This window comes from Burkholderia sp. BCC1999, from assembly GCF_905339975.1.
Taxonomy (GTDB): domain Bacteria; phylum Pseudomonadota; class Gammaproteobacteria; order Burkholderiales; family Burkholderiaceae; genus Burkholderia.
The window spans coordinates 114123-134039 of sequence record NZ_CAJPHP010000014.1; the positions used below are offsets into that span (position 1 = coordinate 114123).

Consider the following 19917-nt stretch of genomic DNA (forward strand, 5'->3'; position numbering starts at 1 on the left):
ACGCCGCCGGGCGGCGCAAATCGCCGGCGACACGCCGGCTTCGACTATCGATGCGGGGAAACGCCCCGCGCCGTCAACCCATCCGCTGCCAGGGGCGCGGACCGGCCAGGATATGCGCGTGCAGGTGGTAGACCTCCTGCCCGCCGCCCGGGCCCGTATTGATGACCGTGCGGAAGCCGGTTTCGCCGCCCGTGTACGCGACGCCGAGCTGGTCGGCAAGGCGCGCGACGAGCAGCATCAGCCGGCCGAGCATCGGCGCATCGCCCTCACTCGCCGCCGACAAGGTCGGCAGGTGCTGACGCGGAATCACGAGCACGTGCGTCTCGGCCGCCGGGCGGATGTCGCGGAACGCGACGAATTCATCGTCCTCGTGCACCTTCGTGCTCGGGATCTCGCCTGCCGCGATCTTGCAGAACAGGCAATTCGGATCGTGACTCATGTTGCTCCTGCAGACGCCCGCGCGCGGCCGGTCAGAACCACGCCTGCGGATCGAGCGTCTTGTTGTCGTTCAGGTACAGCCAACCCTTGATGATACGGTACAGCGTCCAGATCCATGTGACAAACATCACTGCAAATCCGATCACGACGAATGCCAGCGCGAACCCGATGACGTACGCGATCAGCGCGCGCCAGAACGTGCGGATCTGCCACTCGAAATGATCGGCATACGGCGTGCCGGCCACATCGCCGCGCTTCACGTAGTTGATGATGATCGCGATGATGCCCGTGACGCCACCCGTCAGCCAGTGAAACGCATACAGGCCGTACAGCACGTGAGTGAGCGTGCGCAACCCGTTCAGGCGTTCGGCATCCGCCGCCCCCCGGCACCGCAGGCGTCGGAAACTGGTTCGACGTATCGTTCATGATGCTACCCCCGTTAGATGACAATTCTTACAGCTTACCGTACTGTTGCCACCGCGGCGGGACGATGCCTGTCAGCCGCCGTTTTCCTCGCGCTCGCGGCGCTTGCGCAGCGCCTTTTCCTCGATGCCCGACAGTCCTTCGCGGCGCTCGAGTTCGGCGATCACGTCGGCCGGGCTCAGCTCGAAGTGCGACAGCATCACGAGGCAGTGGAACCACAGGTCGGCCACCTCGCCGACGAGCGCGCTCGGCGCGCCGCCCTGGCGCACGTCCTTCGCGGCCAGCACGACTTCCGTCGCCTCTTCGCCGATCTTCTTCAGCACCGCGTCGTCGCCCTTGTGGAACAGGCGCGATACGTACGATTGATCGGGGTCGCCGCCCTTGCGGCTATCGATCACGGCCGCGAGGCGCAGCAGCGTGTCTTCGGTCGATTGCGTCATTTGTAGATGTGTTCGGGATCTTTCAGCACCGGTTCGACCGCGACCCAGTCGCCGTTGTCGACGGTGCCTTCGAATTTCTGGAAGAAGCACGAATGCCGGCCGGTGTGGCACGCGATGCCCGACACCTGCTCGACCTTCAGCAGTACGACGTCCTCGTCGCAGTCGAGCCGCACCTCGTGCACGTGCTGCACGTGGCCCGACTCCTCGCCCTTGAACCACAGGCGCTTGCGCGAGCGCGAATAATAGACCGCGCGCTGGGTCTCGATCGTCTTCGCCAGCGCCTCGCGGTTCATCCACGCAAACATCAGCACGTCGTTCGTCGACGCTTCCTGCGCGATCACCGGCACGAGGCCGTTGTCGTCCCAGCGGACCTTGTCGAGCCACGCGGGCAATGCATTCGTTTCGGTATTCATCACAGCCTCACCGGGATGCCCTGGTCGGCCATGAAGCGTTTCGCCTCGCCGACCGTGTGCTCGCCGTAGTGGAAAATGCTCGCGGCCAGCACCGCGTCGGCGCGGCCGTCCTTGATGCCGTCGGCCAGATGCTGCAGCGAACCGACGCCGCCCGATGCAATCACCGGCACCGGCACCGCGTCCGACACGCCGCGCGTGAGCGCGAGGTCGAAGCCCGACTTCGTGCCGTCGCGGTCCATGCTCGTGAGCAGGATCTCGCCCGCGCCGAGCTCGGCCATCTTGCGTGCCCATTCGATCGCATCGAGGCCCGTGTTCTTGCGGCCGCCGTGCGTGAAGACTTCCCAGCGCGGCGTCTCGCCGTCGGCCGACACGCGCTTCGCGTCGATCGCGACGACGATGCACTGCGAGCCGTACTTGTCGGCCGCGTCGCGCACGAGCTGCGGGTTCGCGACCGCCGACGAATTCATGCTGACCTTGTCCGCGCCCGCGTTCAGCAGGCGCCGCACGTCCTCGACGGCACGCACGCCGCCGCCGACGGTCAGCGGAATGAAGACCTGCGACGCAACGGCTTCGATGATCGGCAGGATCAGGTCGCGCTGGTCGGACGTCGCGGTGATGTCGAGGAAGGTCAGTTCGTCGGCGCCCTGGTCGTCGTAGCGGCGGGCGATTTCGACGGGGTCGCCGGCGTCGCGCAGCTCGACGAAGTTGACGCCCTTGACGACACGCCCGGCAGTCACGTCCAGGCAGGGGATGATGCGTTTAGCTAGAGCCATGATGGTGCGCCAGAGGCCGCGATGGGACGGCCGGTTGCGGAAGCCTCGCGCGAGGCCTCCGGTCGGGGCCGCCCGCAGGCAGCCCCGGCGAACGGGACAACCGCGTTACGCGTTGTCGAGTTCGCCGTTCAGTTCGTCCGCGCGCTTTTGCGCGGCCGCGAAATCGAGATCGCCGGAGTAGATCGCACGGCCGCAGATCACGCCTTCGACGCCGTGCTCTTCCACTTCGCACAGGCTCTCGATGTCCATGAGGTTCGACAGGCCGCCGCTGGCGATCACCGGAATGCCGACTGCCTGCGCGAGCTTCACGGTCGCCTCGATGTTGATGCCTTGCAGCATCCCGTCGCGGCCGATGTCCGTGTAGACGATCGATTCGACGCCGTAGTCCTCGAACTTCTTCGCGAGATCGATCACTTCGTGGCCGGTCAGCTTGCTCCAGCCGTCGGTCGCGACCTTGCCGTCCTTCGCGTCCAGCCCGACGATGATGCTGCCGGCGAACGCGGTGCACGCGTCCTGCAGGAAGCCCGGATCCTTCACGGCCGCCGTGCCGATGATCACATAGGACAGGCCCGCATCGAGATACTTCTCGATCGTATCGAGGCTGCGGATGCCGCCGCCGAGCTGTACGGGGATTTCATCGCCGACTTCGTCGAGGATCGCTTCGATCGCCTCGAGATTCTTCGGCTTGCCGGCGAATGCGCCGTTCAGGTCGACCAGATGGAGCCGCCGGGCGCCGAGATCGACCCACTTGCGGGCCATCGCCGCCGGGTCCTCGGAAAAAATCGTGGCCTGGTCCATGTCGCCCTGTTTGAGGCGCACACACTGACCGTCTTTGAGATCGATGGCCGGAATCAGCAACATAGCAATCGGGTATCGTCGTGGAAAATGAAAAGAATCCGGCGCGTACCGGCCAATCCGGTACCGCGCCGTCTCGCTAGTTTAGTACAACTCTTTCGGCGCTTTCGCGTGTGAGCCCCGTGCGACAGGCCTTTCCGGCCCGCAGACTGTGGCACGCACGCGACGTTCACGGTTTCCAGTGTACGAAGTTGCGATACAGACGCAACCCGACCTCCGCGCTTTTCTCGGGGTGGAATTGGGTCGCGAAGAGGTTATCGCGCGCGACCGCGGACGTAAACGGCGCGCCGTATGCCGTTTCGCCGACCGTATGCGCCGGGTTGTCCGGCGTCACGTAATAGCTGTGTACGAAGTAGAAATACGCGTCGTCGGGCACGCCGTCCCACAGCGGGTGCGGCTGCGACTGGCGCACGCGGTTCCAGCCCATCTGCGGCACCTTGAAACGCGAGCCGTCGTCCTGCACGCGACCGCCGAGCTCGAAACGCACGACCTTGCCGGGCAACAGGCCGAGGCCCTTCGTGTCGCCTTCCGCGCTCCAGTCGAACAGCATCTGCTCGCCGACGCACACGCCGAGCAGCGGCTTCGTGCGCGACGCCTCGATCACGGCCTCCTGCAGGCCCGATTCGCCTAGGCAGCGCATGCAGTCGGGCATCGCGCCCTGGCCGGGCAGCACGACGCGGTCGGCCGCGCGAATCGCGGCCGGCGTGTCGACGATCGCCACGTCGGCGGCCGGTTCGGCCTTCTTGAGCGCCTGCGCGACCGAGCGCAGGTTGCCCATCCCATAATCCACAATCGCAATCGAAGTTTTCATCTCAGTGCAGGCAGTAGCGCCCTCAGTCCATTGACGATGAATTCCACCGCCAGCGCCGACAGCATCAGACCCATCAGCCGCGTGGCGATGTTGATGCCCGTGCGGCCGATCCAGTTCGCGATCGGCTCGGCGAGCCGCATCGCGACGAAACACAGAAAAGCCAGGACCGCGCCGATCGCAACCAGCCCGACCCGGTCATACCAGTGATGCGCGTTCGCCGCATAGATGATCACCGTGCTGATCGAGCCGGGGCCCGTGAGCAGCGGAATCGCCAGCGGCACGACCGCGATGTTGTTCTTCAGCTCGGCCTCGTCGCGCTCCTCCGGCGTCGATCGCGTGTTGCCGATCTGCGCGTTCAGCATGTTGATCGCCATCAGCAGCATGATGATCCCGCCGCCCACTTCGAGCGACCCGACCGAAATGCCGAAGAAGTTGATGATCTGCTGCCCGAGCAGCGCGGTCACCGTCATCACGCAGAACACCGACACCGAGGCGATCCGGATCGTGCGGCGCCGCTCGTCGTCCGTCTGCTGCGCCGTCAGGCTCAGGAAGAACGGCACCGCGCCGACCGGATTGATCAGCGCCAGCAACGAAATGAACGATTTGAGCAGATCCATCGCAAGCCGGCGCCGCGCGCCGAAGCCGTGAGGTTGTCCTTAGCGTCCGTCCATCCGGACGATCAGAGGCTGCCTTTCGTCGACGGAATCTGCCCCGCCGCACGCTCGTCGAGCTCCACCGCCGCGCGCAGCGCACGGCCGAAGGCCTTGAACACCGTCTCGAGCTGATGGTGCGCGTTGATCCCGCGCAGGTTGTCGATGTGCAGCGTGACGCCCGCGTGGTTCACGAAACCGCGGAAGAACTCGATCGACAGGTCGACGTCGAACGTGCCGATCCGCGCACGCGTGAACGGCACGTGGAATTCGAGGCCCGGACGGCCCGAGAAGTCGATCACGACGCGCGACAGCGCCTCGTCGAGCGGCACGTACGAATGGCCGTAGCGGCGGATGCCCTTGCGGTCGCCGATCGCCTTCGCGACCGCCTGACCGAGCGTGATACCGACATCCTCGACCGTGTGGTGGTCGTCGATATGCGTGTCGCCATGCGCTTCGACCTCGAGATCGAACAGACCGTGTCGCGCGATCTGGTCGAGCATATGGTCGAGAAACGGCACGCCGGTGGCCAGCTTCTGCTGGCCGGTGCCGTCGAGATCGAGCTTCACACGGATCTGCGTTTCGCTGGTATTGCGAACGACTTCCGCCACACGCATGGCAATTCCTTGATTGAGTCTGAAGTAAATGGGGATTGATCGTCGCGCGCCGCCGCGCCCTGGGCTCAACCGGGCAGCGCGAGTTTCAAGGCGGCCAGCAGGCGGGCGTTTTCGTCGGGAGAACCGACGGTCAGCCGCACGCATTCGGCCAGCAATGGATGCATTTTACTCACGTTTTTGACCAGCACCCGCTCGGTGAGCAGCGCATCGAACACGGCAGCCGCATCCGGCACGCGCACCAGCAGAAAATTGCCGGCGCTCGGGAACACCGTCGCGCCCGGCAGCGCGGCCACGGCCTGCGCGAGACGCGTGCGTTCCGCCCGCAGCTCGGCCGCCTGCGCATCGAGCACGTCGAGGTGGTCGAGCAGGAAATCGGCGGTCGCCTGGGTCAGCACGTTGATGTTGTACGGCGGGCGCACCTTGTCGAATTCGGTCAGCCACGCGTGCCGCCCGACGAGATAGCCGAGGCGGATGCCCGCGAGGCCGAGCTTCGACACCGTGCGCATCACCACGATGTTGTCGAACTCGGTGGCGCGCGGCAGCCACGAACGCTCGGCGAACGGCTGGTACGCCTCGTCGATCACGATCAGGCTGTGCCGCGCGGTGGCGATGATCCGCTCGACGTCGGCATCGTCGTACAGCGTGCCGGTCGGGTTGTTCGGGTACGCGAGATAGACGATCGCGGGCCGGTGCTCGGCGATCGCCGCGAGCATCGCGTCGACGTCGAGCGTCAGGTCGGCCTTCAGCGGCACGCCGACGAATTCGAGCTGCGCCAGCTTCGCCGACAGCTCGTACATCACGAAGCCCGGTACCGGCGCGAGCACCTTCGCGCCCGGCTGCGCGCACGCGACCGAGATCATGCTGATGATTTCGTCGGAACCATTGCCGAGCAGCACTTCGCAACCGGCCGGCACGCCCATCGCGTCGCGCAGCTTGTCGAGCAGCGCGGCCGGGCGCGGCGCCGGATAGCGGTTCAGCGCGACCTGCGCGAGACGCTCGCCGAGCGCCGCGGCGAGCGGTTCGGGCAGCGGATACGGGTTCTCCATCGCGTCGAGCTTCACGAACCCGCTCGCGTCGGGCACCGGGTAGCTCGTCATCGCGAGCACGTCGCGGCGGATGATGTCTTGTGGCGTCGTCATGGTCCCAAGCCGGCGTGCGTCGCGCCGGCGTCAAATGGTCGGCAAGGCGGCGGCTGCCGCCCTGCACTCGTCTCCAGCCCCGTTCGCGAGTGCGGCCGGCGCGCAGCGCCCGCCCCGGCCCCGCGCAGCGCGTGGTCAGCCCTTCATCCGGAACTCGGCGCTCTTCGCATGCGCCTGCAGCCCTTCGCCGTACGCGAGCTCGGAGGCGATCTCGCCGAGCGTCTGCGCGCCTTCCGCGCTGACTTCGATCAGGCTCGAACGCTTGATGAAGTCGTACACGCCGAGCGGCGACGAGAAGCGCGCGGTGCGCGACGTCGGCAGCACGTGGTTCGGGCCCGCACAGTAGTCGCCGAGGCTTTCGCTCGTGTAGCGGCCGAGGAAGATCGCACCCGCGTGGCGGATCTGCTGGCCCCATTGCTGCGGTTCCAGCGCCGAGATTTCCAGGTGCTCCGGCGCGATGTCGTTCGCGATCCGGCACGCTTCGGCCATGTCGCGCACCTTGATCAGCGCGCCGCGCCCTTCGAGCGATGCGCGGATCACGTCCCGGCGCGGCATCGACGGCAGCAGCTCGGCGATCGCCTTCTCGACGCGGTCGAGGAACGCGCCGTCCGGGCACAGCAGGATCGACTGCGCGAGCTCGTCGTGCTCGGCCTGCGAGAACAGGTCCATCGCGACCCAGTTCGGATCGGTCGTGCCGTCGCACAGCACGAGGATTTCCGACGGCCCCGCGATCATGTCGATGCCGACCGTGCCGAACACGCGGCGCTTCGCCGACGCGACGTATGCATTGCCCGGGCCGCAGATCTTGTCGACGGCCGGCACCGTCGCCGTGCCGTATGCGAGCGCGCCCACCGCCTGCGCGCCGCCGATCGTGAACACGCGATCGACGCCGCCGAGCAGCGCCGCGGCCAGCACGAGGTCGTTCTTCACCCCGTCCGGCGTCGGCACGACCATCACGATCTCGCCAACCCCCGCGACGCGCGCGGGAATCGCGTTCATCAGCACCGACGACGGATACGCGGCCTTGCCGCCCGGCACGTACAGGCCGACGCGGTCGAGCGGCGTGACCTTCTGGCCGAGCACCGTGCCGTCCGCTTCCGTGTACTGCCAGCTATGCGTGCCGCACTCGATCTTCTGCTTCTCGTGGTATGCGCGCACACGCGCCGCGGCCGCTTCCAGCGCCGCGCGCGCCTTCGGTGCGAGACCGTCGAGCGCCGTCTGCAGCGCGTCCTGCGGCAGTTCGAGCGCGGCGACGCTGTTCGCGCTCAGCCGGTCGAAGCGGTTCGTGTACTCGAGCACCGCGGCGTCGCCGCGCGACTTCACGTCGGCGAGGATCTGCGCGACCGATTGCTCGATCGCCTCGTCTTCGCTCGCCTCGAACGCGAGCAACGCGCGCAGTGCGGCGCCGAAGCCTTCGCTTGTCGAATCGAGCTTGCGGATGGTGATGGACATGGGAGTTCCGTTACGGTGATGCGCTCAACCGCCATTCTGCGACGCGCGTTCGAACGCGTCGAGGATCGGCTTGAGCGCCGCGCGCTTCAACTTCAGCGCAGCCTGGTTCACGACGAGGCGCGACGAGATCGCCATGATCTCCTCGACCTCGACCAGATTGTTCGCCTTCAGCGTGCCGCCCGAGCTGACGAGGTCGACGATCGCATCGGCCAGCCCGACCAGCGGCGCCAGCTCCATCGAGCCGTACAGCTTGATCAGGTCGACGTGCACGCCCTTCGCGGCAAAGTGTTCGCGCGCCGTTTCGACGTACTTCGTCGCGACGCGCAGCCGCGCGCCCTGGCGCACGGCGCTCGCGTAGTCGAAGCCGGCCGACACGGCCACCGACATCCGGCAGCGCGCAATGTTCAGATCGATCGGCTGGTACAGGCCGGAGCCGCCGTGCTCGACCAGCACGTCCTTGCCGGCCACGCCGAAATCGGCCGCGCCGTATTCGACATAGGTCGGTACGTCGCTCGCGCGCACGATGATCACGCGCAGGTCCGGGTTCGTCGTCGGCAGGATCAGCTTGCGCGACGTTTCCGGATCCTCGGTCACCTGCACGCCGGCGGCGGCCAGCAGCGGCAGGGTTTCCTCGAAAATCCGGCCCTTCGACAGGGCGAGGGTCAGCGGCGCGGTCATGCTTGGCTCCCGGAAAGGCGGCGCACGTTCGCGCCGACGGCGGTCAGTTTGGCTTCCATGCGGTCGTAGCCGCGGTCCAGGTGATAGATGCGGTCGACGAGCGTTTCGCCTTCGGCGCGCAGCCCGGCGATCACGAGGCTCGCCGATGCACGCAGGTCGGTCGCCATCACGTTCGCGCCCGACAGCTTCTCGACACCCGTCACGAGCGCGGTATTGCCGTCGATCGTGATGTGCGCGCCGAGCCGGTTCAGCTCCTGCACGTGCATGAAGCGGTTCTCGAAAATGGTTTCGACGACTTGCGCGGTGCCCGTCGCGACCGTATTGAGGGCCATGAACTGCGCCTGCATGTCGGTCGGGAACGCCGGGTATTCCGACGTGCGGATCGTGACCGCGGACGGCCGGCGGTCCATCTTCACGCGCAGCCAGCTGTCGCCTTCCTCGATCGACACGCCGGCTTCGCGCAGTTTGTCGATCACCGCGTCGAGGATGTGCGGGCGCACGCCCGTCAGCATCACGTCGCCGCCGGCCGCCGCGACCGCGCACAGGAACGTGCCGGCCTCGATGCGGTCGGGGATCACCGAATGGCGTGCGCCGTGCAGCCGCTCGACGCCCTGGATCACGAGGCGATCGGTGCCGATGCCGTCGATTTTCGCGCCCATCGCGACCAGCAAGTGTGCGAGATCGCTCACTTCCGGTTCACGTGCCGCGTTTTCGATCACCGTCTCGCCGTCCGCGAGCGTCGCGGCCATCAGCAGGTTTTCCGTGCCCGTCACCGTGATCATGTCGGTCACGATGCGCGCGCCCTTCAGGCGCTTCGCGCGTGCTTCGATGAAGCCGTGCTCGATGCTGATCTCGGCGCCCATCGCCTGCAGGCCCTTGATGTGCTGGTCGACCGGACGCGCGCCGATCGCGCAGCCGCCCGGCAGCGACACCTTCGCCTCGCCGAAGCGCGCGAGCAGCGGCCCGAGCACGAGGATCGACGCACGCATCGTCTTCACGAGCTCGTACGGCGCGACGAGGTTGTCGACGCGCGACGCGTCGAGCTGCACGCGGCAGCCGTCGGTCTCGCTCTTCACGCCCATCTGGTTCAGCACCTTCAGCGTGGTGCGCACGTCCTTCAGGTTCGGCACGTTGTCGAGGTCGACCGGGTCGGCGGTGAGCAGCCCCGCGCACAGGATCGGCAGCGCGGCGTTCTTCGCACCCGACACGACGATCTCGCCGGACAGGCGCTTGCCGCCTTCGATCACGAGCTTGTCCATCCCCTGTCCCTGCGATTCCCCGTTGGCGGCCGGGTGTGCCGTGGCGACGCTCTGGACGGCGTCGCGCTCGTTGACGGTGACTTGCACTCAGTGATTTCCGGTTATGCGTTCTGCCATTCGGCGGGGGTCAGCGTCTTCATGCTGAGTGCGTGAATTTCCTGCTTCATGCGATCGCCGAGCGCCGCATAGACGAGCTGGTGCCGCTGGATCGGACGCTTGCCTTCGAAGGCCGCCGACACGATCGTCGCGAAGAAATGCTGGCCGTCGCCTTCGACTTCCAGATGCGTGCAGGCGAGACCGCCGGCGATGTATTGCTTGACCTGTTCGGGAGTCGGCAACATGGTGTAAGGCTCCTGTCGGCGCGCGCCGCCCCGGAGGGCGGCCGCAGCCTGTCGATATCAATGACGCAGTTTGTAGCCGGTCGCGAGCAGCCGCATCGCGATCAGCGCGAGCAGCACGAAGAAACCGGTGACGATCGCGAGGCTCGCGAACGGGTTGATGTCGGACGCGCCGAAGAACCCGAAACGGAAGCCGTCGATCATGTAGAAAAACGGATTGAGACGCGAGATCTCGCGCCACACGGGCGGCAGCGAGTGCGTCGAATAGAACACGCCGGACAGGAACGTCAGCGGCATGATCAGGAAGTTCTGGAACGCGGCGAGCTGGTCGAACTTCTCGGCCCAGATCCCGGCGATCAGGCCGAGCGTGCCGAGGATCGCCGAACCGAGTAGCGCGAACGCAATGATGAACAGCGGCGCCGCGAAGTGCATCGGGATAAACCAGATCGTCACGACGAACACGCCCGTGCCGACCGCAAGCCCGCGCACGACCGACGCGAGCACGTACGCGCCGAAGATGTCGCGGTACGACAGCGGCGGCAGCAGCATGAACACGAGGTTACCGGTGATCTTCGACTGGATCAGCGACGACGAGCTGTTCGCGAACGCGTTCTGCAACACGCTCATCATCACGAGGCCCGGCACGAGAAAGCTCACGTACTCGACGCCCGGATACACCTCGACGCGGCCCGACAGTGCGTGGCCGAAGATCGTCAGGTACAGCAGCGCCGTGACGATCGGTGCGCACACCGTCTGGAACGACACCTTCCAGAAGCGCAGCAGTTCCTTGTAGAACAGCGTTTGAAACCCGCTCATGCCAATCCCTCGATGACGTCTGCCCCGTTCATCACCTGGACGAACACATCTTCGAGGTCGGCCTTGCGGACCTCGATCTCGTCGAACGTGCAGCCCGCCGCGCGGCATTGCGCGAGGATCCGTTCGACATCGTCGTAGCTCGCGAGGCGCAGCAGGTGCTCGCCCGGTGCACGCGCGGCCGGATCGGACTCCAGCCCGCGCAGCTCGGACGGCAGCGCGCCGGTCGCAAGCCGCAGGTACAGCTGCAGCCCCGCGAAGCGGCGCAGCAGCGCGTCGGTGCGGTCGAGCGCGACCACTTCGCCACGGCGCAGCATCGCGATGCGGTCGCACAGCGACTCGGCTTCCTCGAGGTAGTGGGTGGTCAGCACGATCGTGTGACCCTCGCGGTTCAGGCGCGAGATGAATTTCCACAGCGTCTGGCGCAGCTCCACGTCGACGCCGGCGGTCGGCTCGTCGAGCACGATCACGGGCGGCCGGTGCACGAGCGCCTGCGCGACGAGCACGCGGCGCTTCATCCCGCCCGACAGCGCGCGCATGTTCGCGTCGGCCTTCTCGGTGAGGTCGAGATTGGCCATCACTTCATCGATCCAGTCGTCGTTGCGGCGCAGCCCGAAATAGCCGGACTGGATCCGCAGCGTCTCGCGAACGGTGAAGAACGGGTCGAAGACGAGTTCCTGCGGCACGACGCCGAGCGCGCGGCGCGCACCACGGAAGTCCTTGACGACATCGTGGCCGCGCACCGAGATACTGCCTTCGTCGGCCCGGGCGAGCCCGGCGAGGATACTGATGAGCGTGGTCTTGCCTGCGCCGTTGGGGCCGAGCAGACCGAAAAACTCGCCTTCCTCGACCGACAGGCTGACGCCCTTGAGCGCCTGAAGCGACTTGTAGCGCTTCTTGACGTGACGGATTTCTATGGCTGACATGACTGTGCGCGACGCAAGGGCCGCGACGCCTATTCTGTGCTTGCTGCGAATGAAAATGGGGGCCGGACGCCGATTGGCTGCCCCGCAAAACGCTTGATTATAGGGCAAACCGGCTGGTGGAGCCGGTGCCGGAGGCACGCGGCCTGAAGCGTGCGCGCGCCGGCTGGCGCGGCAGGCTCCGGTCGGACAGGGTCAATGTCGCCCGGTGCCTTCGATGAGCGCGTCGACGCCGTAGGCGCGCGCGAGGCTGGCGAGCTTCGGAGGGAGATTGAGGATGTCGAGGGTCGCGCCGCGCGACTTGGCGGCACGTTGCCATGCGAGCAGCACGGCGAGCGCGGACGAGTCGAACTGCGTCAGCGCCGCGCAATCGACGGCGGTGGCGCCCGCGCCGATGCGCGCAAGACCGTCCGCGAGCGCGGACTTCGCGCTCGCGACGGTCAGCGAGGAGCCGGCTTCGAAACCGCTCACGACGCTTGCTTGCCGGAGGCAAGTTGCTGGTTGCGCTGCGTGAGGAACTGGATCAGGCCGTCCACGCCGCTTTGCTGGATCTTCTCGTTGAACTGCTGCTGGTACGTCTGGATCAGCCACGCGCCGAGCACGTTCAGGTCATACACCTTCCAGCCGCTTGCCGACTTGTACAGGCGGTAATCGATCTGGACCGGCTGGCCGTTGTTCATCGCGACCGTCTTGACCACGACATCGGTATCGGCCGGATCGGCACGGAACGGCGGGTACTGGATCTGCTGGTCCGGCTTCAGCTGCGCCAGCGCGCCCGAGTACGTGCGGATCAGCAGCAGCTTGAACTGCTCCTGAACCTGCTGCTGCTGCTCGGCCGTCGCCGTGCGCCAGTTGCGGCCCATCGCGAGCTGCGTCGTGCGGCGGAAATCGGTGTACGGCAGGATGTCCTTGTTGACGATCGTGATGATGCGATTGGTATCGCCTTGCTTGATCGTCTGCTGCTTGACTTCGTCGAGCACCTGCTGCGTCGCCGTCTTGATCAGCGCCTGCGGGTTCGACTGGTCGACTTGCGCGTGGGCTGCGCTGCCGAACGAGAACAGCGCCGCGAAAACGGGGATCAGGAACAGTTTTTTCATCATAGTGACCTGCATGAATGAGTCGATGCGAAGGTTGGAGCAGGTAGCTTACGCGCAAGTTCGCGCACGCTACCGACTGAATCGTTTCCGGCTGTAACGAATGTAAATCCGTCAGTGCAGCCGGATGCTCGGGAAGCGGAACCCGCCCGGCGACGGCGGCGCCACCTGCATCGCCGGCACGTTCGTTTCGCTGGCCGGATTCGGCGATTCGGCCGTGCCCGAGGCCGGCGCGGCAACCGCCGCGCCCGATGCACCCGCCGGCGCCCCGCCCACCGCTGCTGCGCCCGCCGTACCGGCCGCGCCGGCTGCCGCCGGTGCCGCGCCGTCTTCCGGCAGGTCGTACTTCGGCAGCGCGTCGTTGCTCGACGTCGCGGCTGCCTCACCGCGCGCGTTGCTGATCAGCATCTGGCGGCGCTGCAGGTACGCGTTGCGCACGAACGAATACTTGTCGAGCGCCGCGGCATCCAGCACGTCGCCGGCGCCGAGCAGGTTCGAACGCGTGTTGACGAGGTTGACGCCGAACAGGCCCCAGCTCAGGCCGTCCGGCTTCACGTAGGTGAGCGGGTTGCCGACGTAGTCGACGCCGAGGCCGGCCGTGTCGCGCAGCGTGCTCGGGCCGAGCAGCGGCAGCACGAGGTACGGGCCCGACGGCATGCCGTAGCGGCCCATCGTGATCCCGAAGTCGGCCGTGTGCTTCGGCAGCTTCGCGATCGTCGCGACGTCGAACAGGCCGCCGACGCCGAACACCGTGTTGATCACCACGCGCATGATGTCGCCGACGCCGTCCGCGATCCGCAGCTGCACGATGTTGTTCGCCGCGATGTAGACATCGCCGATGTTCGAGAAGAAGTTCGTCACGCTGTCGCGCACCGGCTGCGGCACCACGTACTGGTAGCCCTTCGCGACCGGCTTCAGCGCGTACGTGTCGACCGTGTCGTTGAACGTGTACATCGTCCGGTTGAAGCCTTCGAGCGGATCGCCCTTGGTCGGCGTCTGCACGGTCGCGCAGCCGCTCAACGCGGCGACTGCCGCTACCGCCAGCGCGGCGTGCCTGATGCGGATCGTCTGCATGGTCATTACCCTCTTCTTTTCTCTCGTGTGGTTATTGGGCCGCCGCGCCGGACACTGCCGACGCCGGAACCGCCACCGGTGCCGGCGCAGCCGGTGCACCGGCTGCCGGCTTCGCACCGCCCGCATCGGCGGCCTTGCTGTACAGGAACTGGCCGATCAGGTTCTCGAGCACGATCGCCGACTGCGTCATCGTGATCGTATCGCCCGTCTTCAGCATTTCGGTGTCACCGCCCGGGTCGAGGCCAATATATTGCTCGCCGAGCAGGCCCGACGTCAGGATCTTCGCCGACGAATCCTTCGGGAATTGATACTGGCCGTCGACATCGATCGTCACGAGCGCCTGGTAGGTGTTCGTGTCGAAGCCGATCGACTTCACGCGGCCGACCACGACGCCGGCACTCTTCACGGCCGCGCGCGGCTTCAACCCGCCGATATTGTCGAATTTCATCTTCACTGCATAGGTCGGCTGAAACGACAGCGAGCTCATGTTGCCGACCTTCAGCGCCAGGAACAGCACCGCAAGGAAGCCCACCACCACGAACAGGCCGACCCAGAAGTCGAGAGCAGTCTTTTTCATCGTCATCCCAAAATTTGGCTTGGCTGAGGCCTAGCTGAACATCAGCGCGGTCAGCAGGAAATCGAGGCCGAGTACGGCGAGCGACGCGAACACGACCGTCTTGGTGGTCGCGCGCGACACGCCTTCGGGCGTGGGCTTCGCTTCATACCCCTGATACAGCGCAATGAAGGTCACCGCGAACCCGAACACGATGCTCTTGATCACACCGTTGCCGACGTCGGCCCAGACCTGGACCCCGCCCTGCATCTGCGACCAGAACGCGCCCGGATCGACGCCGATCAGCACGACGCCGACGAAGTACCCGCCAAGCACGCCGACCGCGTTGAAGATCGCGGCAAGCAGCGGCATCGCGATGATGCCGGCCCACAGGCGCGGCGCGATCACCGTCTTGATCGGGTCGACCGCCATCATCTCGAGCGCGGTGAGCTGTTCGCCGGCTTTCATCAGACCGATCTCGGCCGTGAGCGACGTGCCCGCGCGGCCCGCGAACAGCAGCGCGGTAACGACCGGCCCGAGCTCGCGCACGAGCGACAGCGCGACCAGCAGGCCGAGCGCCTGCTCGGAACCGTAGCGGTTCAGCGTGTAATACCCCTGCAGGCCGAGCACGAAGCCGACGAACAGCCCCGACACGGCAATGATCACGAACGAATAGTTGCCGAGGAAGTGGATCTGCTTCGTGACCAGCCGCGGCCGGCGCAGCAGCGGGAAGAATTCCAGCACGAGGCGCACGAACAGCCGCGTGCCGTAGCCCGCGCGCTCGAGGCCGCCGATGACGTAACGTCCGATCGCGCTGATCATGCGCGCCCTCCGCCGAGCCCGAAATCCGCTGCGAGCGGCGGGCTCGTGTAATGAAATTTGAACGGGCCGTCCGGTGCGCCGTCGATGAACTGCCGCACGCTCGGATCGGTCGACGCGCGCAGCTCGTCGGGCGTACCCTGCGCGAGCACGCCGCCGTTGGCCAGAAAGTACACGTAGTCGGCGATCGCGAACGATTCCGGCACGTCGTGCGTGACGAGGATCGACGTCGCGCCGAGTGCCTGGTTCAGCGTGCGGATCAGGTTCGCGGTGATGCCGAGCGAGATCGGGTCGAGGCCCGCGAACGGCTCGTCGTACATGATGAGCTGCGGATCGAGCGCGATCGCGCGGGCGAGCGCGATCCGGCGCGCCATCCCGCCCGATACCTCGGACGGCATCAGGTCGCGCGCGCCGCGCAGGCCGACCGCGTTGAGCTTCATCAGCACGAGATCGCGGATCAGGTCTTCGGGCAGGTCGGTATGTTCGCGCAGCGCGAACGCGACGTTCTCGAATACCGACATGTCGGTGAACAACGCGCCGAACTGGAACAGCATGCCCATCTTGCGGCGCAGCGCATACAGGCCGTCACGCGTTTGCGCGCCGACATCGGCGCCGTCGAACAGCACCTGGCCGCGACGCGCGCGCACGAGGCCGCCGACCAGGCGCAGCACGGTGGTCTTGCCGCAACCCGAGCCGCCCATGACCGCGACGACCTGCCCACGCCCGAAGCGCAGGTTCAGGTTGGACAGGACGAGGCGGTCGCCGTAGCCAAAGTCGACGTCGCGAAGTTCCAGCAGGGTCTCGGTAGGAGTGGGGCTCACGGAGCTGACAGTCCTTATACGCAGAACGCCGAATTATAGGGCCTGCATTGGAATGATGTCGTGACGCCGTTCCGGGCCCTGCGGTCAATGATTGTCAAATTGTCCGGGAAAGCACTGCTGCAGTGCAATAAGCGCCGTCCGATAGTCGGCTGCGCCCGTGACCGCACTGACCACCGCCACACTGCCGACGCCCGTCGCCAGCACGGCCGGCAGCGCGTCGAGCCCCACCCCGCCGATCGCGACGAGCGGCGCCCGCGCGCCCGCGAAGCGCGCATAGCGGGCAATTCGCGCGAGGCCCTGCGGCGGCGCGGCAACGGCCTTCGTGGCGGTCGCGTAGACGGGGCCGAGCGCGAGGTAGCTCGGGCGCTCGTGCAACGCCCGCAACATCTCGTAATAACCATGGCTCGAAAGTCCGAGCCGCAGGCCCGCGCGAGCAATTGCGGCCAGATCGGCCGTCTCGAGGTCTTCCTGACCCAGATGAACGCCGTACGCGCCCTCATCTGCTGCGATCTGCCAGTGATCGTTGATGAACACGCGCGCATCGGGATAGCGGCGCCCCGCCGCGACCGCACGCGCGATTTCCCTGCGCAGCGCATCCGGCGTCGCGCCTTTCACGCGCAGTTGCACGGTCCGCGCGCCGCCATCGAGCACGCGTTCGACCCAGTCCGCATCGGGGACGACCGGATAGAGGCCGAGTTGCGCGGGGCACGGCGCGAACGCCGGCTCCGGCGCGGGCGGCAGCCCGGCGACCCTGGGGAACCGCGCGGCGTCGACCGGCCACGCATCGTCCGCGCGCGTCTCGTCGCCGTCGCGCCAGGCCAGCGCGAGCACCAGTGCATCAACCGGCGCGAAGCCGCAATCGAGGAATGCCGCGAGGGCCGCGATCCAGTCGTCCGCCAGCGGATGCGCGGCTTCGAGCGCGTAGCGCGCGCCCGCCGCATGCAGCACCGCGCCCTGCTCGTCGAATTCGATCGCGACCGCGTCCGGCGAGGCCGGCCGCGATGCGGCGGACGCGCGCGCCTGCGCGGTGCGGTCGCCGGCCGACACGATCAGCACGTCGCCGTCGGCCGGCGCGTCGGGCGCTGCCACGCAGAGCCGCCACGGCGCCGCGCCGTACGGCCAGTCGCCGAGGCGGGCGCGAATCCGTTCGGCCGCTTCGGCCAGCTCGTCGGCCGGCGGCCAGAATGCATCGGCGAAGCGCGCGCTCATGCGCCGCCCCCGTCCTGGTGCCAGAACGGCATGCCGACGACCGGCGTGCTGGCGTGCGCGGTTTCGCGCGCGTCCATCGGCCCCGCCAGATACGCGGCACGCCCCGCTTCGACGCCCTGCGCAAAGGCGCGCGCCATGATCTCCGGGTGCGTGGCCTGCGACACGGCCGTGTTCAGCAGCACGCCGTCGAAACCCCACTCCATCACCTGGCAAGCATGCGACGGCACGCCGAGCCCCGCGTCGACGATCAGCGGCACGTCGGGCAGCCGCTCGCGCAGCACGCGCAGGCCGTACGGGTTCACGACGCCCTTGCCCGTGCCGATCGGCGCCCCCCATGGCATCAGCGCCTCGCAGCCGACATCGAGCAGGCGCCGGCCGATCACGAGATCCTCGGTGCAGTACGGCAGCACCTTGAAACCGTCCTTGACCAGTTGCGCGGCGGCCTCGATCAGCCCGACCGGATCGGGCTGCAGCGTGTAGTCGTCGCCGATCAGCTCGAGCTTGATCCAGTCGGTGCCGAATACCTCGCGCGCCATGTGCGCGGTCGTCACGGCCTCGGCGACGGTCTGGCAGCCGGCCGTGTTCGGCAGCAGCGGCACCGCGTGGCGCTTGAGCAGGTCGAAGAAGCCGGCTTCGGCCGTGCCGCCCGTCATCTGGCGGCGCAGCGCGACCGTCACCATACCGGGACGCGACGCGGCGATCGAATCGGACAGCGACTGCAGCGACGGATAGCGCGACGTGCCGAGCAGCACGCGGCTTGCGAAGGTTTCGCCGTACAGCGTCAGCGCGTCGGCGGATGTGAGGGACGTCATGTCGTTTTCCTGGAAGAGCGGGGGCGAACCGGCGGCGTCAGCCGCCCGCGACGGGGTGCACGACGTCGAGCTTGTCGCCCGTCGCGAGCGCGCGCGCCGCATGCTGCGTGCGCGCGACGAAATTGCCGTTCAGCGCAACCGCGTACGGCGGACGCGCGCCGTACGCGGCGAGCGCGTCGGCCACCGTCGCACCGTCGGGCAGCGTCAGGGTCTGTTGGTTGATCTGGATATCCATGAGGCTCGGTCGGATTCGGTCGGCGGCGCGCGTCAGGCCGGCTGGCGCGCGTCGCTGCGGTGATGAAGGAGCGTCGGCCAGCGCGCGGCGTCGCGCCACGCGGCGAACGCGTCGGCGTCGCCGAACGCGCCGCCGAGCGCGGCTTGCGCGAACGCGACGGCCGCCTGCGCGACTTCCGGCGCGATCATGAAGCCGTGCCGGTACAGGCCGTTGACGGCGAGCGTCGACGCGCCGTCCCAGATCACCGCCGGGCGGTGATCTGGCAGCGTCGGCCGGCACTGCGCATTGAGTTCGAGGATGCGCGCCTCGCCGAACGCCGGGTGCACGGAGAACGCCGCGCTCAGCAGTTCGAGCGCGGAGCGCACGCTGACGGGCGACATGTCCTCGCCCTCCACCTCGGTCGCGCCGATCACATAGAGATCGTCCTGCTTCGGCGCGATGTACAGCGGGTACCGCGGATGCAGCAGCCGCACGGGCCGGGTGAGCCCGATGCCCGGCGCATGCACGCGCGCGACTTCACCGCGGATGCCGCGCAGCGCGGGCAGCGCGGATTTCGCGCCGAGCCCGCGGCAATCGATCGTGAAATGCGCGGCGGGCAGGTTCGCATCGTCGATCGTGACGTGCCAGTGCAGGTCGACGCCGCGTTCGGCGAGGCCCGCAGCCAGCGCGCGCAGCGCCTGGCGATTGTCGAGCTGGCCTTCGTTCGGCAGCAGCAGGCCGCGCGCGAAGCGGCCCGCGAGCACCGGCTCGGCCGCATCGACCTGCGCGCCGGCGAGCGTCACGAAGCCGCCGCCGAACAGGTCGGCCGGCGCGTTCGCGCGCACGCGCCGCTCGAACAGCGGCGCCTCCGCGCGGTCCGCGTGGTGCCAGACGACGAGTGTGCCGTGATGCTGGAAGAAGACGGGTTCGGGCAATTCCGCGAGCCACTGCGGCCAGCGTTCGAGCGACGCGGCGCCGAGCTCGGTGATCAGCAGCTCCGCGCTCGCCGCTTCCGCGAGCGGCGCGAGCATCGCGGCGGCGATCCACGCAGCCGACTGCTCGCCGTCCGGGCCGCCGCGCTCGTAGAGCGCGACGCGGTGCCCGTCGCCCGCGAGCCGCCATGCGATCAGGCGGCCGACGAGGCCGCCGCCGAGCACCGCGAAATCGGGCCGTGCATCCTGGACGTTCATCGCGCGCCCTCCACGCAAGCGTGCACGACGAACGTCGACGCGCGCGCGCCGCCCCGTGCGAACGCACGCGGCATCGGGCCGGGAATCAAGCAAAAGACTGAAGATTGTG

General features: G+C 67.5%; 25 protein-coding genes and 1 pseudogene. All 26 read right to left on the reverse strand.

Annotated elements, in window-relative coordinates; genetic code table 11:
• Window positions 1-73: 73 nt before the first annotated feature.
• The 26 genes and pseudogenes from U5809_RS21430 to U5809_RS21555 all read right to left on the reverse strand — a co-directional run bounded on the left by U5809_RS21430 (window position 74) and on the right by U5809_RS21555 (window position 19808).
• Window positions 74-439: a histidine triad nucleotide-binding protein gene (locus tag U5809_RS21430; protein ID WP_282506489.1), complete on the reverse strand. Its 366-nt coding sequence runs from the start codon at window positions 437-439 to the stop codon at window positions 74-76.
• Between the two features lie 31 nt (window positions 440-470).
• Window positions 471-864, reverse strand: a pseudogene (locus tag U5809_RS21435) (DUF4870 family protein).
• A 71-nt stretch (window positions 865-935) separates the two neighbouring features.
• Window positions 936-1301, reverse strand: coding sequence for a phosphoribosyl-ATP diphosphatase (locus U5809_RS21440; RefSeq protein ID WP_034189812.1), 366 nt, complete (start codon window positions 1299-1301; stop codon window positions 936-938).
• Complete coding sequence (gene hisI / locus U5809_RS21445; protein WP_011350733.1) at window positions 1298-1714, reverse strand: phosphoribosyl-AMP cyclohydrolase; 417 nt, start codon at window positions 1712-1714, stop codon at window positions 1298-1300. Before hisI ends, U5809_RS21440 begins: the two co-directional genes overlap by 4 nt.
• Window positions 1714-2487: an imidazole glycerol phosphate synthase subunit HisF gene (gene hisF, locus U5809_RS21450; protein ID WP_011350732.1), complete on the reverse strand. Its 774-nt coding sequence runs from the start codon at window positions 2485-2487 to the stop codon at window positions 1714-1716. Before hisF ends, hisI begins: the two co-directional genes overlap by 1 nt.
• 105 nt (window positions 2488-2592) lie before the next feature.
• A complete protein-coding gene (hisA, locus tag U5809_RS21455; protein ID WP_322088048.1) occupies window positions 2593-3348 on the reverse strand; it encodes a 1-(5-phosphoribosyl)-5-[(5-phosphoribosylamino)methylideneamino]imidazole-4-carboxamide isomerase in 756 nt (251 codons plus the stop codon).
• Between the two features lie 163 nt (window positions 3349-3511).
• Window positions 3512-4153, reverse strand: coding sequence for an imidazole glycerol phosphate synthase subunit HisH (gene hisH, locus U5809_RS21460; RefSeq protein WP_124453409.1), 642 nt, complete (start codon window positions 4151-4153; stop codon window positions 3512-3514).
• A complete protein-coding gene (locus U5809_RS21465; RefSeq protein WP_322088049.1) occupies window positions 4150-4770 on the reverse strand; it encodes a YchE family NAAT transporter in 621 nt (206 codons plus the stop codon). Before U5809_RS21465 ends, hisH begins: the two co-directional genes overlap by 4 nt.
• A gap of 62 nt (window positions 4771-4832) precedes the next feature.
• Window positions 4833-5420 carry an imidazoleglycerol-phosphate dehydratase HisB gene (gene hisB, locus U5809_RS21470; RefSeq protein WP_059232569.1) on the reverse strand — a complete coding sequence of 196 codons (588 nt, stop codon included), beginning with the start codon at window positions 5418-5420 and terminating at the stop codon, window positions 4833-4835.
• A gap of 65 nt (window positions 5421-5485) precedes the next feature.
• Window positions 5486-6559 (reverse strand): histidinol-phosphate transaminase, encoded by a 1074-nt coding sequence (hisC, locus tag U5809_RS21475; RefSeq protein ID WP_322088050.1) that lies wholly within the window; start codon window positions 6557-6559, stop codon window positions 5486-5488.
• A gap of 135 nt (window positions 6560-6694) precedes the next feature.
• On the reverse strand, window positions 6695-8011 hold the full coding sequence (gene hisD / locus U5809_RS21480; RefSeq protein WP_282506481.1) for a histidinol dehydrogenase: 1317 nt from the start codon (window positions 8009-8011) through the stop codon (window positions 6695-6697).
• A gap of 24 nt (window positions 8012-8035) precedes the next feature.
• Window positions 8036-8689: an ATP phosphoribosyltransferase gene (gene hisG, locus U5809_RS21485; RefSeq protein WP_012327780.1), complete on the reverse strand. Its 654-nt coding sequence runs from the start codon at window positions 8687-8689 to the stop codon at window positions 8036-8038.
• A complete protein-coding gene (gene murA / locus U5809_RS21490; RefSeq protein ID WP_176051086.1) occupies window positions 8686-10035 on the reverse strand; it encodes a UDP-N-acetylglucosamine 1-carboxyvinyltransferase in 1350 nt (449 codons plus the stop codon). The genes hisG and murA overlap by 4 nt, the downstream gene beginning before the upstream one ends.
• A gap of 14 nt (window positions 10036-10049) precedes the next feature.
• On the reverse strand, window positions 10050-10289 hold the full coding sequence (locus U5809_RS21495; RefSeq protein ID WP_006477131.1) for a BolA family protein: 240 nt from the start codon (window positions 10287-10289) through the stop codon (window positions 10050-10052).
• A gap of 57 nt (window positions 10290-10346) precedes the next feature.
• Entirely contained in the window at window positions 10347-11102 is a 756-nt protein-coding gene (locus U5809_RS21500; protein WP_011350723.1) for an ABC transporter permease, read from the reverse strand.
• The gene (locus tag U5809_RS21505; RefSeq protein ID WP_282506479.1) at window positions 11099-12025 is read right to left on the reverse strand and encodes an ABC transporter ATP-binding protein; all 927 of its coding nucleotides are present in this window, start codon (window positions 12023-12025) and stop codon (window positions 11099-11101) included. Before U5809_RS21505 ends, U5809_RS21500 begins: the two co-directional genes overlap by 4 nt.
• Before the next feature lie 192 nt (window positions 12026-12217).
• Window positions 12218-12493 (reverse strand): lipid asymmetry maintenance protein MlaB, encoded by a 276-nt coding sequence (locus tag U5809_RS21510; protein WP_322088051.1) that lies wholly within the window; start codon window positions 12491-12493, stop codon window positions 12218-12220.
• Window positions 12490-13119, reverse strand: a complete 630-nt coding sequence (locus tag U5809_RS21515) for an ABC transporter substrate-binding protein (RefSeq protein ID WP_322088089.1) — start codon at window positions 13117-13119, stop codon at window positions 12490-12492. Before U5809_RS21515 ends, U5809_RS21510 begins: the two co-directional genes overlap by 4 nt.
• 111 nt (window positions 13120-13230) lie before the next feature.
• Window positions 13231-14190, reverse strand: a complete 960-nt coding sequence (locus U5809_RS21520; RefSeq protein WP_282507470.1) for a VacJ family lipoprotein — start codon at window positions 14188-14190, stop codon at window positions 13231-13233.
• Between the two features lie 31 nt (window positions 14191-14221).
• On the reverse strand, window positions 14222-14773 hold the full coding sequence (gene mlaD / locus U5809_RS21525; RefSeq protein ID WP_176051089.1) for an outer membrane lipid asymmetry maintenance protein MlaD: 552 nt from the start codon (window positions 14771-14773) through the stop codon (window positions 14222-14224).
• Window positions 14774-14797: 24 nt separating this feature from the next.
• Complete coding sequence (gene mlaE, locus U5809_RS21530) at window positions 14798-15565, reverse strand: lipid asymmetry maintenance ABC transporter permease subunit MlaE (protein WP_176051090.1); 768 nt, start codon at window positions 15563-15565, stop codon at window positions 14798-14800.
• Window positions 15562-16383, reverse strand: coding sequence for an ABC transporter ATP-binding protein (locus U5809_RS21535; RefSeq protein ID WP_124453428.1), 822 nt, complete (start codon window positions 16381-16383; stop codon window positions 15562-15564). The genes mlaE and U5809_RS21535 overlap by 4 nt, the downstream gene beginning before the upstream one ends.
• A gap of 84 nt (window positions 16384-16467) precedes the next feature.
• Window positions 16468-17592 carry a thiamine phosphate synthase gene (thiE, locus tag U5809_RS21540; protein ID WP_322088052.1) on the reverse strand — a complete coding sequence of 375 codons (1125 nt, stop codon included), beginning with the start codon at window positions 17590-17592 and terminating at the stop codon, window positions 16468-16470.
• Complete coding sequence (locus U5809_RS21545) at window positions 17589-18404, reverse strand: thiazole synthase (protein ID WP_034183640.1); 816 nt, start codon at window positions 18402-18404, stop codon at window positions 17589-17591. Before U5809_RS21545 ends, thiE begins: the two co-directional genes overlap by 4 nt.
• A gap of 37 nt (window positions 18405-18441) precedes the next feature.
• The gene (thiS, locus tag U5809_RS21550) at window positions 18442-18639 is read right to left on the reverse strand and encodes a sulfur carrier protein ThiS (protein WP_014898319.1); all 198 of its coding nucleotides are present in this window, start codon (window positions 18637-18639) and stop codon (window positions 18442-18444) included.
• A gap of 32 nt (window positions 18640-18671) precedes the next feature.
• A complete protein-coding gene (locus tag U5809_RS21555) occupies window positions 18672-19808 on the reverse strand; it encodes an FAD-dependent oxidoreductase (RefSeq protein ID WP_322088054.1) in 1137 nt (378 codons plus the stop codon).
• Window positions 19809-19917: the final 109 nt, after the last annotated feature.

Excerpts from the sequence above, each read along its gene's own strand:
- U5809_RS21430 (WP_282506489.1), bottom strand. The coding sequence starts at position 439 with ATGAGTCACGATCCGAATTGCCTGTTCTGCAAGATCGCGGCAGGCGAG.
- U5809_RS21440 (WP_034189812.1), bottom strand. The coding sequence starts at position 1,301 with ATGACGCAATCGACCGAAGACACGCTGCTGCGCCTCGCGGCCGTGATC.
- hisI (WP_011350733.1), bottom strand. The coding sequence starts at position 1,714 with ATGAATACCGAAACGAATGCATTGCCCGCGTGGCTCGACAAGGTCCGC.
- hisF (WP_011350732.1), bottom strand. The coding sequence starts at position 2,487 with ATGGCTCTAGCTAAACGCATCATCCCCTGCCTGGACGTGACTGCCGGG.
- hisA (WP_322088048.1), bottom strand. The coding sequence starts at position 3,348 with ATGTTGCTGATTCCGGCCATCGATCTCAAAGACGGTCAGTGTGTGCGC.
- hisH (WP_124453409.1), bottom strand. The coding sequence starts at position 4,153 with ATGAAAACTTCGATTGCGATTGTGGATTATGGGATGGGCAACCTGCGC.
- U5809_RS21465 (WP_322088049.1), bottom strand. The coding sequence starts at position 4,770 with ATGGATCTGCTCAAATCGTTCATTTCGTTGCTGGCGCTGATCAATCCG.
- hisB (WP_059232569.1), bottom strand. The coding sequence starts at position 5,420 with ATGCGTGTGGCGGAAGTCGTTCGCAATACCAGCGAAACGCAGATCCGT.
- hisC (WP_322088050.1), bottom strand. The coding sequence starts at position 6,559 with ATGACGACGCCACAAGACATCATCCGCCGCGACGTGCTCGCGATGACG.
- hisD (WP_282506481.1), bottom strand. The coding sequence starts at position 8,011 with ATGTCCATCACCATCCGCAAGCTCGATTCGACAAGCGAAGGCTTCGGC.
- hisG (WP_012327780.1), bottom strand. The coding sequence starts at position 8,689 with ATGACCGCGCCGCTGACCCTCGCCCTGTCGAAGGGCCGGATTTTCGAG.
- U5809_RS21495 (WP_006477131.1), bottom strand. The coding sequence starts at position 10,289 with ATGTTGCCGACTCCCGAACAGGTCAAGCAATACATCGCCGGCGGTCTC.
- U5809_RS21500 (WP_011350723.1), bottom strand. The coding sequence starts at position 11,102 with ATGAGCGGGTTTCAAACGCTGTTCTACAAGGAACTGCTGCGCTTCTGG.
- U5809_RS21505 (WP_282506479.1), bottom strand. The coding sequence starts at position 12,025 with ATGTCAGCCATAGAAATCCGTCACGTCAAGAAGCGCTACAAGTCGCTT.
- U5809_RS21515 (WP_322088089.1), bottom strand. The coding sequence starts at position 13,119 with ATGAAAAAACTGTTCCTGATCCCCGTTTTCGCGGCGCTGTTCTCGTTC.
- U5809_RS21520 (WP_282507470.1), bottom strand. The coding sequence starts at position 14,190 with ATGCAGACGATCCGCATCAGGCACGCCGCGCTGGCGGTAGCGGCAGTC.
- mlaD (WP_176051089.1), bottom strand. The coding sequence starts at position 14,773 with ATGACGATGAAAAAGACTGCTCTCGACTTCTGGGTCGGCCTGTTCGTG.
- mlaE (WP_176051090.1), bottom strand. The coding sequence starts at position 15,565 with ATGATCAGCGCGATCGGACGTTACGTCATCGGCGGCCTCGAGCGCGCG.
- thiE (WP_322088052.1), bottom strand. The coding sequence starts at position 17,592 with ATGAGCGCGCGCTTCGCCGATGCATTCTGGCCGCCGGCCGACGAGCTG.
- U5809_RS21545 (WP_034183640.1), bottom strand. The coding sequence starts at position 18,404 with ATGACGTCCCTCACATCCGCCGACGCGCTGACGCTGTACGGCGAAACC.
- thiS (WP_014898319.1), bottom strand. The coding sequence starts at position 18,639 with ATGGATATCCAGATCAACCAACAGACCCTGACGCTGCCCGACGGTGCG.
- U5809_RS21555 (WP_322088054.1), bottom strand. The coding sequence starts at position 19,808 with ATGAACGTCCAGGATGCACGGCCCGATTTCGCGGTGCTCGGCGGCGGC.